Annotated in this window: 13 protein-coding genes and 1 pseudogene; 6 read left to right on the top strand and 8 right to left on the bottom strand. The window is 72.3% G+C overall.

Going from position 1 to position 14998, the window contains the following annotated elements; genetic code table 11:
* Positions 1 to 440: pseudogene (locus Q1N79_RS13835) on the top strand (hypothetical protein); the annotation flags it as partial.
* A 5-nt stretch (positions 441 to 445) separates the two neighbouring features.
* Here the strand turns inward: Q1N79_RS13835 and Q1N79_RS13830 are convergent.
* Together Q1N79_RS13830 and Q1N79_RS13825 are read right to left on the bottom strand one after the other, a co-directional pair.
* Positions 446 to 1204 carry a gamma-glutamyl-gamma-aminobutyrate hydrolase family protein gene (locus Q1N79_RS13830; protein WP_300609096.1) on the bottom strand — a complete coding sequence of 253 codons (759 nt, stop codon included), beginning with the start codon at positions 1202 to 1204 and terminating at the stop codon, positions 446 to 448.
* A gap of 534 nt (positions 1205 to 1738) precedes the next feature.
* Positions 1739 to 1894 (bottom strand): hypothetical protein, encoded by a 156-nt coding sequence (locus Q1N79_RS13825; protein WP_300609094.1) that lies wholly within the window; start codon positions 1892 to 1894, stop codon positions 1739 to 1741.
* Positions 1895 to 1991: 97 nt separating this feature from the next.
* Here Q1N79_RS13825 and Q1N79_RS13820 point away from each other — a divergent pair, with 97 nt between their 5' ends.
* Genes Q1N79_RS13820 through Q1N79_RS13810 form a run of 3 tightly spaced genes read left to right on the top strand, consistent with a single transcriptional unit; the run spans position 1992 to position 3563 of the window.
* Positions 1992 to 2441, top strand: coding sequence for an SRPBCC domain-containing protein (locus Q1N79_RS13820; RefSeq protein WP_300609092.1), 450 nt, complete (start codon positions 1992 to 1994; stop codon positions 2439 to 2441).
* Positions 2428 to 2802: a helix-turn-helix transcriptional regulator gene (locus tag Q1N79_RS13815; RefSeq protein ID WP_300609090.1), complete on the top strand. Its 375-nt coding sequence runs from the start codon at positions 2428 to 2430 to the stop codon at positions 2800 to 2802. Before Q1N79_RS13820 ends, Q1N79_RS13815 begins: the two co-directional genes overlap by 14 nt.
* A complete protein-coding gene (locus tag Q1N79_RS13810; protein WP_300609088.1) occupies positions 2799 to 3563 on the top strand; it encodes a DUF899 domain-containing protein in 765 nt (254 codons plus the stop codon). The genes Q1N79_RS13815 and Q1N79_RS13810 overlap by 4 nt, the downstream gene beginning before the upstream one ends.
* A gap of 32 nt (positions 3564 to 3595) precedes the next feature.
* Here the strand turns inward: Q1N79_RS13810 and Q1N79_RS13805 are convergent, their stop codons facing one another.
* The 3 genes from Q1N79_RS13805 to Q1N79_RS13795 are packed head-to-tail and all read right to left on the bottom strand — an operon-like array spanning position 3596 to position 8209.
* Complete coding sequence (locus Q1N79_RS13805) at positions 3596 to 6133, bottom strand: FUSC family protein (protein ID WP_300609086.1); 2538 nt, start codon at positions 6131 to 6133, stop codon at positions 3596 to 3598.
* A 10-nt stretch (positions 6134 to 6143) separates the two neighbouring features.
* Positions 6144 to 7547 (bottom strand): HAMP domain-containing sensor histidine kinase, encoded by a 1404-nt coding sequence (locus Q1N79_RS13800; RefSeq protein ID WP_300609084.1) that lies wholly within the window; start codon positions 7545 to 7547, stop codon positions 6144 to 6146.
* Positions 7544 to 8209 carry a response regulator transcription factor gene (locus Q1N79_RS13795; protein WP_300609082.1) on the bottom strand — a complete coding sequence of 222 codons (666 nt, stop codon included), beginning with the start codon at positions 8207 to 8209 and terminating at the stop codon, positions 7544 to 7546. The genes Q1N79_RS13800 and Q1N79_RS13795 overlap by 4 nt, the downstream gene beginning before the upstream one ends.
* Positions 8210 to 8343: 134 nt before the next feature.
* Between Q1N79_RS13795 and Q1N79_RS13790 the strand changes: the two genes are divergently transcribed.
* The gene (locus tag Q1N79_RS13790) at positions 8344 to 9132 is read left to right on the top strand and encodes a retropepsin-like aspartic protease (protein WP_300609080.1); all 789 of its coding nucleotides are present in this window, start codon (positions 8344 to 8346) and stop codon (positions 9130 to 9132) included.
* A gap of 825 nt (positions 9133 to 9957) precedes the next feature.
* Here the strand turns inward: Q1N79_RS13790 and Q1N79_RS13785 are convergent.
* Genes Q1N79_RS13785 through Q1N79_RS13775 form a run of 3 tightly spaced genes read right to left on the bottom strand, consistent with a single transcriptional unit; the run spans position 9958 to position 13640 of the window.
* The gene (locus Q1N79_RS13785; protein ID WP_300609078.1) at positions 9958 to 11067 is read right to left on the bottom strand and encodes an NAD(P)-dependent alcohol dehydrogenase; all 1110 of its coding nucleotides are present in this window, start codon (positions 11065 to 11067) and stop codon (positions 9958 to 9960) included.
* 6 nt (positions 11068 to 11073) lie between these two features.
* Positions 11074 to 12000, bottom strand: coding sequence for an alpha/beta hydrolase (locus Q1N79_RS13780; RefSeq protein WP_300609076.1), 927 nt, complete (start codon positions 11998 to 12000; stop codon positions 11074 to 11076).
* Positions 12001 to 12044: 44 nt separating this feature from the next.
* A complete protein-coding gene (locus Q1N79_RS13775; protein WP_300609074.1) occupies positions 12045 to 13640 on the bottom strand; it encodes an NAD(P)/FAD-dependent oxidoreductase in 1596 nt (531 codons plus the stop codon).
* A gap of 225 nt (positions 13641 to 13865) precedes the next feature.
* On the opposite strand from Q1N79_RS13775, the gene Q1N79_RS13770 reads away from it, so the two are divergent.
* The coding region (locus Q1N79_RS13770; RefSeq protein ID WP_300609072.1) for a serine/threonine-protein kinase at positions 13866 to 14998 on the top strand (1133 nt) is incomplete at its 3' end.

Genomic DNA, 14998 nt, shown 5'->3' with positions numbered 1-14998 from the left:
CTGCCGCCGCGCCCCAGGCCGACGCCACGGCGGTCGCACCGGCCCGTCCGGCCCCGGCCTCGGTGACCGCGCCCGCACCCGCGGCAAGGCCCCGGCGCGACAAGGACCGCTTCGACCCGCCGTCGCTCACGCGAGCCAAGAACGAGCCGCTGCCCGGCCTGCGCGCCCTCGCCGAGTTCGCCCACCCGGCGCTCGCGATCGTCGGCCTCGGCATCTGGATCGCCTACGTGATGAGCCGCGACCGGGTGTTCGCCGCCATCGGCTTCGGCCTGGTGCTCGGCGCGATCTGCGCGGGCCTGTCCTGGGCCGTCAGCACCGCCCGCGCCGCCAGGCGGTCCCGCCCCGACACGCTGTCCTTCTCGCCCCGCCTGCTTCTCGTGCACGCGGCCGGCGCGGCCGTGACGCTGCTGATCGTCGTCCTGATCACCGCCCGCGCCTGAAACGCTCAGGCGCCGGCGAGCAGCGGCGGGAAGGACTGCACCGCCTGTTCGGACGCGTACATTTCGGCGGCCGCGACCAGGGCGGCGAACAGCCGCATGTCCTCCCCCTGCTCGGGGTGCCACTGCACGCCCACGATGAAGCCATCCGGGGTGGCGGCCTCCACCGCCTCGATGATGCCATCGTCCGCCCAGGCGACCGCGGTAAGGCCGTCCCCGAGCTTGTCCACCGCCTGATGGTGGTGGGTCGGCACCTCGAAGTACTCCGCGCCAGGCAGGATGCCGGCGACCGTCCGCCCGCTGGTGACGCGGACCTTGTGCGTGCCGAACCCCTCTGTCGTGCCGCTGTGCGCCTCGTGGCCGACCAGGTCGGGGACGTGCTGCACCAGCGTGCCGCCGCAGGCGACGTTCAGCACCTGCATGCCGCGGCAGATGCCGAGCAGCGGCACCCTCATCCGGATCGCCGCCTCGGCGATCGCGAGCTCCCACCGGTCGCGGTCGGGTGCGGTCACGGCCGTCTTGGGGTGCCTGGAGGCACCGTAGATAGCGGGGTCGATGTCGGCGCCGCCGGCGATCACCACCCCGTCGAGCACCGCTACGGTAGCCTCGGCCTCCGCGGCGTCACCACCCGGCGGGAGCAGGACCGGACGGCCCCCGCCGTTCCTGATCGCGGTCACGTACCTCCACGGCAGCAAGGCACCATCCTCCGACCAGCCACGCCAGTTGGCGCTGGTGTGGTAAGTGGTGATGCCAATCGTCGGCGCCATTTGTCCCCTTCGTGTGTGAAAGAGCACCGATCCGCCTTCACGCCCCGTAATGCGTCCAGTCAATGGGGAAGGCGAGCGAGATGCCGAAATTGAGACTACTAGCGACTTGCCTGCGATTGCTGGCGATCCTGAATACTACTGAAAGTAACCGGCCGGGTATCGCACCCTACTACCCCCTACGCGCGTAACCATGCCCCCCGCTCCTTTAATGATGCCACGTGATCGGCCAGTGACTGTTTCCGGGACCGCGCCGCGAGCCGCCGGAAGGCCGCCGCCGCGGCCGAGCCGGGCGCGGCGACGTAGGCGATCAGCTGCTGGCCGGTGTCCTGGATGCGCATCACCTGGCACTCGAACTCGATCGGCCCGGTGAGCTGGGACCATGATCGCGAAGACTCTTTTCAGGGCGAAGGCATTTTGCACCCACATCCAAAAAATCTCTACATGATGAAAAAAGTCTTCGTAATAGTGGCATTATCAGGGCACAGGCCCATGGCACTAGCACGATGGGCCGCTATGCGGGATCCCGGCAGTCACTCACGTCCCGGACGGCGGAAGCGGCAGCCACTGGCCCGTGCGGGCCGCGTGTTCCAGCCGCTCTTGTTCGGCGGGCGTGTAGGACAGCTGCACGATGCCCTCGAACGCCATGCGCGCGGCGGCGTTCACGATGCCGTCGATGTCGTCACGATCCATGACAGAGCAGCATATATGTCTATTTGTCCCCGGGCATAGCGGGGCCAGTTGACGCAACCCTCTGGTTGCCATATGATCGCAATCAGATAGTTGCTACATGCGGGAGGCAGTCGTGGCGTTCCCTGATCGCATCGAGCGGACCATCGAGATCGCTCAGCCGCCGGCCAAGGTGTGGGCGGCGCTGACCACGGCCGAGGGGCTGAGTGCCTGGTTCGGCCAGGAGGCGAGGATCGACCTGCGCCCGGGCGGCTCGGCCTGGCTGAAGTGGGACAGCGGCCACACCGCCGACATGCGGGTGGAACGCGTGGAGGAGCCGACGGTGTTCGGCTTCACCTGGCACATCTACGGGCTGCCCGAGGGCGACCCGCGCCGCACCTACGTCGAGTTCACGCTGGAGCCGACCGACGCGGGCACGCGGCTGACCGTGGTTGAATCCGGCTTCGCGCAGCTTCCCGAGGACGCCCATCGCACGGCCTACGAGGGCAACACCGCCGGGTGGGCGAGCGAGCTTGCCGAGCTCGCCGACTACCTCGATGCCGCCGCCTGACATCGAGGCAATCGCCGAGCAGGTCTTCGCCGCCCTGGCCGACCCGAGCCGGCGCGCCATCCTTGCCGCCCTGGCCTCCGGTGGGCCGGCCACCGCCACCGACCTGGCCACCCGGCTGCCGATCACTCGTCAGGCGATCGCCAAGCATCTGGCGCTGCTGGCCGAGGCCGGCCTGGTGACGGCCGAGCGGGGGGAGCGGCGCCGGGTCAGGTACCGGCTGCGCTCGGCGCCGATGCAGGTGGCGCAGCAGTTCCTTGCCGCGCTCGCGCGCGACTGGGACGGCCCGCTCGGCGCACTGAAAGGTCACCTCGACCAGCAGGCCAGCGGACCTGCAGGCACAAGAGAAGGAGACAGGCGATGACCAGTCACAAGACCGGAACACGCGAGGAGTGGCTCGCCGCCCGGCTGGAGCTGCTTGACGCGGAGAAGGAGCTGACCCGGCGCGGCGACGAGGTGTCCCGGCGGCGGCAGGAGCTGCCCTGGGTCCGGGTCGACAAGGACTACCGCTTCGAGACCGGCGAGGGAGCGGCGTCGCTCGCCGACCTGTTCGGCGGACGCTCGCAGCTGCTCGTTTACCACTTCATGTTCGGCCCCGACTACCGCGCCGGATGCCCGTCCTGCTCGGCGATCGCCGACGGCTTCAACGGCTTCGCCGTTCACCTCGCCGGCCACGGCGTCACGCTCTGCGCGGTCTCGCGGGCCCCGCTGGAGAAGATCCGGGCGTACCAGCGGCGGATGGGATGGACCTTCCCGTGGGCGTCTGCCTACGGCAGCGACTTCAACTTCGACTTCGGGGTGGCGCACACGAAGGAGGAGTGGGCAGCGGGAGCCGTCAGGTACAACTTCGGCGAGCAGGACCTGCGCCCGGCGGCCGGCGAACAAGCCGCCAGCGACGCCTTCACCGAGTCGATCGTCGGCACCAACTGGGAGACGTACCGGCGTGAGGGGCCAGGCATGAGCGCGTTCGCGCTGCAGGACGGCGCCGTCTACCACGCCTACTCCACGTACGCGCGCGGGCTGGACATCCTGTGGGGCATGTACCAGTGGCTCGACCGCGCGCCACTTGGCCGCAACGAATCCGGCATGTGGTGGCGCCGCCACGACGAGTACGACAACGACTAAGCCGGGCTGGCCGCGTCCGGTCTCAGCGCGGACTACCGCCACCAGGGACGGCGACGGACCTCCGCCATCCGCCTCGCCGGCTCGCTGACCGTCTGCGCGCTCTGGCTCAGGTGACGCAGATGCTCCTGCACCCACAGCAGGTGCGGGTGCGACAGCTGATCGGTGACTACCCTGCCATCGGCAACCGCGCCCCCGGGCGCCCCGTCCGCCCCGGACGCCCCGGGCACCCCGTCCGCCGCAGCCCCGCCAGCCGCGCCAGCCGCGCCACCTGCGGCCGCCGCTCCCCCTTGCCGGGGCACCGCGGGCCCGATAACCGGCGGCGGGGAGATCAGCGGCGGTTCACCCGCGCGCCCCGTTCCCCGCTCCCGCCCCGGGCGCCCCGAGCGCTCCTCCCGCCCAAGGCGTCCCGCACGCGCCGGGCGCGCCACTTCGTCCGCTACCTGCCCGTAGAACCCGGCCAGCCCTGCCGCCGCCGAACGCAGCGTCACGCACGCGGGCGCGCCGGCGTACTCCTGCGACCCGGCCAGCGGCAGGCACGCCGTCCCCGCCGGGACGCCGGGAGCCGTCTCTTCCGGCCGCAGCAGCGACAGCGCATGCGCGCTCAGCCGCAGCCGTGTCGACGCGTTCACCAGCGTCCACAGGTCATCCTTGCTGACCCGCTTGCTGCCCTGTTCGGTGAGGAAGCCGCGCACCGCGTCGTCCAGCCGGATGCCCGCGCCCACGGCGGCCGCCGCCGCGGTCGGCGGCACCATCAGCTCGCTCAGCGCCCACTCCACCGCCTGGGTCAGGAATTCCGCCCCGCGCCGGAACGCGTCGGCGAGGTCGTCCCCCACCACCGACGACGCGCCGCGCGGCCAGAACAGCACGCCGACCACCAGGCTGACCCCGCAGCCGATCGCGACGTCCTCGACCCGCAGCAGGCCGACCCGCCAGCCGACCGGAGCGAGCAGGTTGAACAGCACCACGATCGTCACGGTGAACGCAGCCTGCCCCACCAGGAACGGGGTAGTCCCCGGCGCGTACGCCGCGACGGCCACCGCGACCGGCAGCGCCACCCACAGCGACGTGTGCGCGGTTCCGATCGCGAGCAGCAGCGCCGCGCCCACCGCGAACCCGACGACCGTCCCCGCCAGCGCCCGCCATGCCGTCGCCCCGGTCGACGCCGCGTTGGTCCGCAGCACAGACAGCGTGCCGAGCACGACCCAGAACCCGTGCTGCAAGGTGGACAGGTCCGCGACCGCGACCGCCGCTGCAAGGGCGAGCGCGCCGCGCAGGCTATTGAGGAACCATACAGAACGGACCGTGGCGTGTCTTGAGACCACGAACGCTGCCTGCGCGAGGCCGGCCGCCTTCGGGGAGGAGCTGAGGCTGGGCAGGCGGCCCTGTCCGTTCGGGCTAACAGGGACAGGCGTGGCTACGGTGGTGCGCGCTGTGCCGGGGGTTTCCTGTGCGGCGCCGGCCGCGGGCGGTCCGCTGGCGGCGGCCGGTCCGGCCAGGTCCAGTCCGTACCATTTGCGGCGCTCGGCGGCTATCGTCTGCGGGTCGGCCCGGCGGGCGGCGACCAGCGCCTCGGCGGCGGCGCCGCGTGCGATGACCGCGATCGCCTGGGAGTGCACGGCGTGCGCCGCGGCCATCCGGGCATCCGGTTCGCCGTCGCGGCCCGACAGATCGCGCAGATGTCTGGCGGACCTGGCGCGCGCCTGCTCGACCCGCGCGAAATCCGGATCCGCCTCCCCTCCGGACAGCAGCGCCCGCGCGTCGCCGAACAGCGCCGCGGCCGCGCGCAGCAGGTCGCGATCCTCCGCGCACGTCTGCGTCATGGCGACGTGCCCGTCGAAGGCGTCGCCGACCTGCGCGCCGCCCCAGTCGAGCAGCTGTACCAGGCTGGCCAGCGCCTGGGCGGGTGCCGCCAGGCCGGTCGGCCGGTACGGCGCGGCGGCGAACGCGGCCCGCAGTTTCTCCTTGGCCGCCCGCATCATCTGCGGCTGCGTGACCTGGCCGTCCGCGGCGGCGTTGACGCGGCTGGCGAGCTCGCCCGCCAGTTCGGCCGCCGCGGCGCGGAGCCGGTCGCCCTGGGCCGGCGGGGACAGCAGCAGCACGGCGGCGGTGCCGGCCACCGACGCCAGCCACCAGCCCTCCAGCCGGCTGGGAATGGTGCCGGCGCCGCCGGCCGAGACGACCGGGAGCACATAAGCGAACATGGCCGCGGTGGAGCCGGAGACGGCGTTCGGGCCGGCGACCCCGGCGAAGAAGATCGCGAACGCCACCGGGACCGTGACGAGGGCGGCGAGCCAGGTGGTGGCGCTGACGAGGGTGCCGATGATGAGCGCGAGGCTGCCGACGACGGCGAGGCCCGCGTGGGCGATGAGCTTGTCTTTCCTCGTGCCGCCGAAGTTCGCGACGACCAGCGTCGCGAACCCCCCGAACGTCGCGAACAACGCCGTCTGCGGGTCGGCCAGGACCTTGTACGCCAGCGCGAACAGGGCCGGCACGACGACGCAGGCCCGGATGGCGCGCAGCGCGGCGGGAACCGACCAGACAGGCTTCCACCATGGCTGAGTCTGTGCCACCCTGTGGATTCTACGACGTGGCCTGGCCGCTGCCTTCGTACAGGGCCGTGCCAGGGAACTGCAGGACGACGGTCAGGCCGCCGCCCGGAGTGGTGTCAAGCCTGACCGTGCCGCCGTTGGACGCGACCAGCCGGTGCACGATCGCGAGGCCCAGGCCGGTGCCGCTCGCGCTGCCGCTTGAGAAGCGCAGGAACGCCCGGGACCGTTCCTGCGGTGTCATCCCGGGGCCGTCGTCCGCGACGGTTATCGTGGTGCCCGCGGCGGATCGGGCAACGGACACGACGACGCTGCCGCCCTCGTCGCCGAGCGCGTCGATCGCGTTGTCAAGCAGGTTGTCCAGGATCTGCTCCAGGTGCCCCGAGCCGAGCGCGACGAGCGGGCGGTCGGGGCTCCTGCCTGAGCCGGCCTCCTCAGGCGTCTCGGCCACGAGCTTGACGCCGTGGGCGTCGCCTACCGGCTGCCAGGCCGCGACCCGTTCCGAGACCGCCGCGACCACGTCGATGTTCTCAAGCTGCTCGGTCATGCTCTCCGCCCTGGCGGTGGCCAGCAGCCCGTCCACCAGCCGGGAGAGCCGGGCGATCTCCTCCTGCGCCCCGGCGAACTCGTCGGCGTCCTTGGGCGCGGAGTCCGCGGCGAGCAGGTCCAGGCGCAGCCGCAGGGCGGTCAGCGGGGTGCGCAGCTGGTGCGAGACGTCGGCGAGCACGGCCCGGTGCCCGTGCACGAGCGTCTCAAGGCGCCCGGCCATCATGTTGAAGGTCGCGGCGAGGCGGCGCAGCTCCGGCGGGCCGGACCCGGTCCGCGCGCGGACCGTGAGCTCGCCGTCGGCGATCTGCCGCGTCGCGGTGTCCAGCCGGGCCAGCGGCTTGCTCACCCAGCGGGCGAAGTAGACCGCGATCAGCGCCGCGGCGGCCATCGCCGCGCCGCTGAGCGCCGCCAGGTACAGCCACAGCTCCTCGATGTTCTGGTTGAGCGGATCCAGCGGCCGCTCGAGGATCACCAGGCCGACAGGGGCGCTCTGGATCCTCCCCCCCGACCAGACCGGCTCGACGACCACGACCCGGTCCTTGGTCAGCTCGGCGCTCGTGCCGCCCGACTCTTCCGCCTCGGCCGCCACCCGGCCCCACTCGTCCTTGGGGGTGCCCTGCGCCGCGACCACCCGGCCCTTGGCGTTGAGCACGAGCAGTTCGTCCTGCTCCCTGGCGGCCCGGAACATCGCCGACGTCAGCGGTGGGTCCGCGGCGTGGTCGGCGAGCTTTGCCTCCGCGATCGCGGCGATCGAGCGCGCGGTGCCCTCCGCGGCGTTGACGAACGCGTCCCGCTCGTGATCGGCCGCCTGCAGCGCGAGCGGCACCGCCGCCGCGGCGAGCACCGCTGCCGTCAGCGTCAGCAGGGCGAGAACGATCCGCAGTGTCACTGGTCCGCCAGCCTGAATCCGTGGCCGTAGACGGTCTCGATCAGCGACGGGTCGCCGAGCTTGCGCCGCAGCGCGGCCAGGTGCACGTCGAGCACCTTGGTGGGTCCGTACCAGTGCTCATCCCAGGCCCGTTCCACGATCTCCTGGCGGCTCACCAGGCGGCCGGGGTCGGAGGCCAGGCACTCGAGGATCGCGAACTCCTTCGGGGTCAGCGCCACGTCATTACCGTGCACGGTCACCTTGCGGGTGCGCAGGTCGACGGTGAGCGGCCCGTGCCGCATTAGCTCGCCGCCCGGCCGCTGGCCGCGCCGCAGCACCGCCCGGATCCTGGCCAGGAGCTCGGCGAGCCCGAACGGCTTGACCAGGTAGTCGTCGGCGCCCTCGTCGAGGGCGAGCACCCGGTCCGCCTCCTCGCCGCGTGCGGTCACCACGATGATCGCCGCGCCGGAGGACTGCCGCAGCTGCCGGCAGACGTCGACGCCGTCGATGTCGGGCAGCCCCAGGTCGAGCAGCACGACGTCGAAGGGGGGCCGGCTCAGCGCGTCCGCCCCCATGCCCACGCTGTCCGCCGTGTACCCGGCCCGTTCCAGGCCGCGGACCAGCTGCGTGGCGATACCGGGATCGTCTTCGACGACGAGCACGGAAACCTGCGGAGAACTCACTCCTACACGGTAGGACGCGCCGACTGGCAGGCGCGAATCCGGCGCAATTCTTAACCAGTCCTGAGAGGTTGCCCAGGCCCCGGGGCGGGTCCCGCGGTCGAACGGGGGTGGCCCCGCCGCCCGTACACTCAGGCGTGCGCCAAGTGCCCCTGATCATCGAACCGGATGCCGACGACCCCGACTTCGCCACCGTGCTCGTGGACGCCACGATCGCGGGCCGTCCCTACCGCCTCATCCTGGACACCGGGGCCGCGCGTACTCAGCTCAACGTCGACGAGTACACCGCCACCCTGCGCCCCGTTGGCGAGGATGCCTCATCCGCGGCCTTCGGCAGCACGGTGACCGAACCGCTCGTGACCGTCACCGGCCTGGCTGTCGGGCCGGTGCGGATAGCGGAGCTGGACGTGACCCGCAGCGAGCGCGGGCTCGCCCAGGTGCTTGGCATGGACGTGCTCGGGCAGTACTGCTGTCATTTCCGGCTGGAAGCGGGTGTCCTGGGCCTGGGCCGGGAGCCGCGGCCGGGAGTCCAGGCTGACATGCCGCTCGTGCTGGACCGCCGCGGGCACCCCTACGTCGACGTGCAGTGGCCGGGGGTCAGCGGGCGGGCCTGCTGGGACAGCGGCGCGGGTGCCACCGTCGTGGACCGCGCCTTCTGGCTCAGCCATCGATCGCTGTTCCGGCGGGTCGGCGTGTCGGTGGGCACCGATGCCCACGGGGCGGCGGTCGAGACGCCGCTTCTGCTGATGGCCGGCCCGGTGATCGGCCGCCGCGCGTTCAGCAGGCACAAGGTCGTCGCGGTGGACCTGTCCGGTGTGAACGCCGCGGCGGACTACCCGATGGACCTCATCCTGGGCTACCCGACGATCCGCCAGGCCGACTGGCTGTTCGACTTCCCGGCCAGACGCTGGATGCTCCACAGATGAGGCTGCGGCGGCTTGCGCCTGGCTTAGCCCCAATGCCGGGGAGTTAAGGTGCGGGCGCGTGGGTCAAGGACTGTCGGCGGCGTGTCCTGTTTTCGTCCCGGTAGGGGCTGGGTGCTGTGGTTGTGCTGGCGGTCTTGTTGCTCGTGCAGGGCTTGCCGGGCGGGTGCCTGCTCCGGCGGCTGGGGGGTGATCTGGCCTGGCGGGGCAGCCGTGGGGCCGGCGTGGGGCCGGCGTGGCCCGGGCTGGCTGGCGCCGGTGGTGGTGGTGGTGGTGGCGGCGGCTGTCGCCGTGCCTGGTGGCGTCGGCCGCTACCCCGGCCCTGCCTGACTGGGCCGGCTGCGCCAACGGCCCGGCCGTATCGGGCCGACTGCGCCAACGGCCCGGTTGCCTTCACTCCCGGCAGTGGGGTTAGCCGCAATGCCGGGGACTTAAGGCGGGCGTGGCGGGGTCAAGTACCGGGTGCGGCGCAGTCGCCGTCGCGGAACGTCCTCCTCGCTGCGTCTGGGACACCAAGCCCGTACTACCGCACCAGGAGGACGTTCCTGTATCAGCCACATCCCCGCTCGACAACGGCCTCAAGCGCGCACGTTCCCGCCGTGCTCCCGGCACGCCCGCGAGTCCGACTTCGAGCACGCCGTCCCTTACGACAAGGGCGGCCGCACCTGCGCCTGCAACGGCGGCGCGCGCAGCCGCCGCTGCCATCGGGTCAAGCAGTCCAAGGGCTGGAACGTCAGCCAGCCCCTGCCGGGTTGGCATGTGTGGACCACGCCAAGCGGCCGCAGCTACACGCAAGGACCCAAGCGGTACCCCTACTGATGCCCGGTATCACTCCGGCATGCGCAGCACCGGCTTGACCACGTCGCCGGCGTGCGAAGCCTCAAGCGCGTCGTTTACCGACTCCAGGGGGAAGGACGTGACCAGCTTGTCGTACGGGAACCGGCCCTGGCGGTGCAAGGCGATCAGCGTGCCGATCAGCGAGACGCTGCGCCCCTCGCCGCCGAGGATGCCGATCACGCGCTTGCCCCACAGCGTGGACATGTGGTCGAGCGAGAACGCCGCCCCGGCCGGCGCGCCGCCGATCAGCACGCACGTGCCGCGCATGCCCACCGAGTCGGCGGCCTGCCTGACCACGGGGATCACGCCGGTGCACTCCAGGCTGAAGTCGGCCGGGCCGCCGCAGATCTCCTGCACGGCAGTGACCGGATCAGCCCCCGCCGAAGACACGTCGATCGTCTCGGTAGCGCCGAGTTCGCGCGCCAGCGACAGCCGCGACGGCAGCCGGTCCACCGCGATGATCGTGGTCGCGCCGGTCAGCCGGGCGGCCATCACCGCGGACAGGCCGACCGCGCCCGCCCCGTAGACGACCAGAGACGACCCGGCGAACGGCCGCAGCACGTTCAGCACCGCGCCCGCCCCGGTCCCGATCCCGCAGGCCAGCGGCCCGAGGATCTCGATCGGCGCGTCGGCGGCGACCGGCACAAGCGACGACGCCGCGCAGATCGAGTACGTGGCGAAGGAGGACTGCCCGAAGAAGTGGCTGTGCAGCGGCGAGCCGTCAAGGCGCCGCAGCGCGGTCGACCCGTCGGCGCGGCCGCCGGCGAGCACCAGCGGCCCGAGCTGCAGGCAGTACCGCGGCTGGCCGTCCAGGCAGTTGCGGCACTGCCCGCACCACGGCCAGCCGATCACCACCTTGTCGCCCTCGGACACGCCGGCCACGCCGGGCCCGACGGCGACCACCACGCCCGCCCCCTCGTGGCCGAGCACCCCCGGGGGCGGGAACGGCATGTCGCCGTCGCGCGCGATCGCGTCGGTGTGGCAGACCCCGGAAGCCACGATCCGCACCAGGACCTCGCCGGGCCCGGGCGAATCGATCGAGACCTCGGCCACATCGAAAGGCGTGCCCAGCTTCTCGAAGACCGCCGCGTTAATCCGCATCAGAAATCAGCCTCCCACCGCCGCCTGAATGGCGGCGCCAGCCTCCGCGACGGCCTTGTCGGCGTCGTCGATCACGTTGACCAGCGTGAAGAACCCGTGGATCTGCGTTCCGTAATGCCGGTGGTCGACCGGCACGCCCGCGGCCCGCAGCCGCTCGGCGTACGCCAGACCCTCGTCCCGCAGCGGGTCGTGCCCGGCCGTCAGCACGAACGCCGGCGGCAGCGCGGACAGCGACGTGGCCCGCAGCGGCGAGGCGTAGGGATTCGACCTGGCCGCGGTGTCCGGCGCGTACTGGTCCCAGAACCACTCCATGTCCCGCCGGTTCAGGATGAACTCCGTGCCGTCGTGCTCCCGGTACGACGGCAGGGACAGGTCGTGGTCGGTCACCGGGTAGATGAGCACCTGCAAGGCCAGCGCGGGCCCGGACGCGTCCCGCGCGCGCTGCGCCACGACCGCCGCGAGGTTCCCGCCCGAACTGTCCCCGGCGACGACCAGCGGCCGCCCGCCGGCCAGCGACGACGCCACCCAGACGAAAGCGTCGTACGCGTCGTCCGCCGCGGCAGGGAACACGTGCTCAGGCGCCAGCCGGTAGTCCACGCTCACGAGCGTGCACCCTGACGCCACGGCCAGCGCGCGGGAGACCGCGTCCCAGTCGTCCGCCGAGCCGAGCACCCAGCCGCCGCCGTGGTAGTAGACCACGGTCCCCGGCGGGTCGGCCACCGGCGAATACACCCGTGCCGGGATGCCGCCCGCCTGCCCGGGGATCGTGATATCCCGCACGGCGGCAACGGCCGGCCCAGGCCCGATCATCTCGCGCACCGGCGCGAACCCGGCGCGCACCTCATCGGGCGTCTGCTCCCAGGTGGGCGGCACGCCCGCGGCCGCCCTGCCGTCGAGAACCTGCTGCGCCTGCGGGTTGACCGGAACGCTCACCGCTAACCTCCGACAGTCGGGGAAGAGGGGAAGAGGAAGATAGGTCAGGAACTGAGCACGAACCCTTCATAATCAGCCGAAGCCACCGCGTCGCACCGCGCGCGATACGGCCCCACCCCGCCGAGGTAGGGCGTGAACACGCGCGGCTTGCCCGGAATATTGGCCCCTATATACCAGGAGTCCGCCAGCGGGAACAGGGTGGAGTACGCCACTTCGGTCACGTGCCCCATCCAGGCGTCCTCCGCCGACGGCTTGGCCTCCACCGCGCAATAGCCGCCGGCCAGCACGTAACCGATGCACTCCCTGATCCACTCCACGTGCTGCTCGATCGACACGACCATGTTGCTGAGCACCGACGGGGATCCCGGCCCGGTCACGATGAACATGTTGGGGAACCCGGCGGCGGCCACCCCCAGGTACGCGCGCGGGCCCGCCGCCCACTTCTCCGTCAGCGGCTCGCCGCCGACGCCGCGGATGTCGATCCGGTTGAGCGCGCCGGACATCGCGTCGAACCCGGTGGCGAACACCAGCGCGTCAAGCTCGTAGTCCCCCGCGCGGGTACGCAGCCCGCCCGGCCACACCGAATCGATCGGCGCGGAGCGAATGTCCACCAGCGTCACGTTGGGCCGGTTGAACATCGCGAAGTAGTCGTCGCTCTGGCACAGCCGCTTCGCCCCGACCGGGAAGGCCCGCGGGCAGAGCAGCTCGGCCACATCCGGATCGGCCACGGTCTCCCTGATCCGGTCCCGCATGAACTCGGCCACGATGTCGTTGGCCGCCCGGTCCACGAGCACGTCGGTGTAGGCGCCGAGGAACGGCATGCCGCCGCCGTCCCGCCATTTTTGCGCCAGGTTCGCCTGCACTTGCGCGGGCGGCTCGGCCAGCGCCGGCCGTCCGGTTCCCGCGATCGGCACCCCGAGGAACGACTCGCGCGCGTGCTGGCGGTACTCGCGGTAGCCGGCCTTGAACGCGTGCTCCCAGTCCGGGTCAACCGGCTTGTTGCGGTTCGGCACCGCGAAGTTCGCCGTCCGCTGGAACACGTACAGGTGCCCGGCGACGGCCGCGATCTCCGGCGCGACCTGGATGCCGGTGGACCCGGTGCCGATCAGCCCGACCCGCCGGCCGGCGAAGTCGGCCCCCTCCTTCGGCCACTGGCCGGTGTGGTACCAGGGCCCCGCGAACGTCTGCAGGCCGGGCAGCGCGGGCACCTGATGGGCGGACAGGCAGCCCACCGCCGAGACGAAGAACCGCGCCGTGCGCTGCTGGCCGTCGTCCGTCTGCACCAGCCACTCGGCGCGCTCGCCGTCCCAGACGGCCGCGGTGACCCGCGTGCCGAGCTGGATGTCCGGCCACAGCCCGAACCGGTCGGCCACGTGGTTCAGGTACCGCAGCACCTCCGGCTGCGCCGGGTACCGCTCGCTCCACGACCATTCCTGCTCGAGTTCAGGCGAGAACGAGTACGAGTAGTCCTTGGATTCGACGTCGCACCGCGCGCCGGGGTAGCAGTTCCAGAACCACGTCCCGCCGACCCCGCTGCCGGCCTCGAAGGCCCGCACCGACAGCCCGGCCGAACGCAGCGCGTGCACCGCGTAGATCCCGGCGAAACCGGCCCCCGCCACGACGACGTCGAGGTCAGCCATTGCACGCTCCTTCTTCGGAATCCGGAATCGACGGTAGGAGAAGATAAAATCACCGGTCAAGTCCGCCGTGCACAAGGTGCCGGTCCGCGTTTGGTGTCCCGCCCTAGTCATCCCGAACGATCCCGGCCGTCTCCGCGCCGTTACCGCATCGCTACCGGTTCGCTGCCCGTCATGCGGTTGATTGTGCATGATTGTGACTAACTCATTGGAGGAGGGCAGGCGACGGTGTCACCGGAGATCGTGCGATCGCTGCGCCGCTGGGACCCCGAGCGAATCGGCCCCTACGCGATCGTCGGACGGCTGGGCGCCGGGGCGATGGGCCAGGTGTTCCTCGGCCGCTCGACCGCCGGGCGCCTCGTGGCGGTCAAGACGATCCGGGTCGAGCTGGCCGAGGAACCCGGCTTCCGCGCCAGGTTCGCCCGCGAGGTGGCGGCGGCCAGCAGGGTGAGCGGCGTGTTCACCGCCGCGGTCGTCGAGGCCGATCCGGAGGCCGACCTGCCGTGGCTCGCCACCGCCTACGTGCCGGCGCCGTCGCTGAGCACGCTGGTGCGCCAGTGCGGCCCGCTGCCGGTCCCGGCGGTGCGCTGGCTCGCCGCGGGCTGCGCGGAGGCGCTGCAGTCCATCCATGCCGCCGGGCTGCTGCACCGCGACGTCAAGCCGTCGAACGTGCTTGTCGCGCCGGACGGCCCGCGCGTGATCGACTTCGGGGTGGCCAGGGCCGCCGAGCGCGTCCAGCTCACCGTCACCCGCGGCGCGGCGGGCACGCCCGCGTACATGGCGCCCGAGCAGGCCAGGGACACCGCGCAGGCCTCGCCGGCCAGCGACGTGTTCTCGCTCGGGGCGACGCTCGTGTTCGCCGCGACCGGCCACCCGCCCTACCGGGGCGAGACGATCATGGACATCCTCGTCAGGCTCGCGACCGAGCCGCCTGACCTGACCGGCGTGCCTGGCGACCTGACCCCGCTCGTGGCCGCGTGCCTGGAGCGCGTGCCGCGCGACCGGCCGACGGACGCGGCGATCCTGGCGCGGCTCGGCTCGTTCGACGCCGCGGGCGCCGAGCCCGGCCGCGGCCATTCCTACCTGCCCGACTCCGCGATGGCGCTGATCGCCGAATACCAGCGCGGCCCCCAGCTGACGGAGGCGGCCGGCGCCGCGGCCTGGGGCGAGGACGCAGAGGGCGAGCAGACGGACGGCTCGGGTGTCCTGGTGGCGGCCGACGACGCGACGTCCGGGTCGCATACCGCCCTGCCTGGATTCGACTCACTGGCGGCCTTCGGCGCGGGGCACCAGCCCCTTGGGGCACCGGATCCGCCGGCCCGCGCGGTGCGCCGGCGGCGGCGGCGGGCGCCGCGGCTAGG

The sequence above is a fragment of the Trebonia sp. genome (genome assembly GCF_030042015.1).
Lineage (GTDB): Bacteria > Actinomycetota > Actinomycetes > Streptosporangiales > Streptosporangiaceae > Trebonia.
Note: the sequence above shows the minus strand (reverse complement) of the source record. Positions and strands in the feature narration are given on the sequence as shown.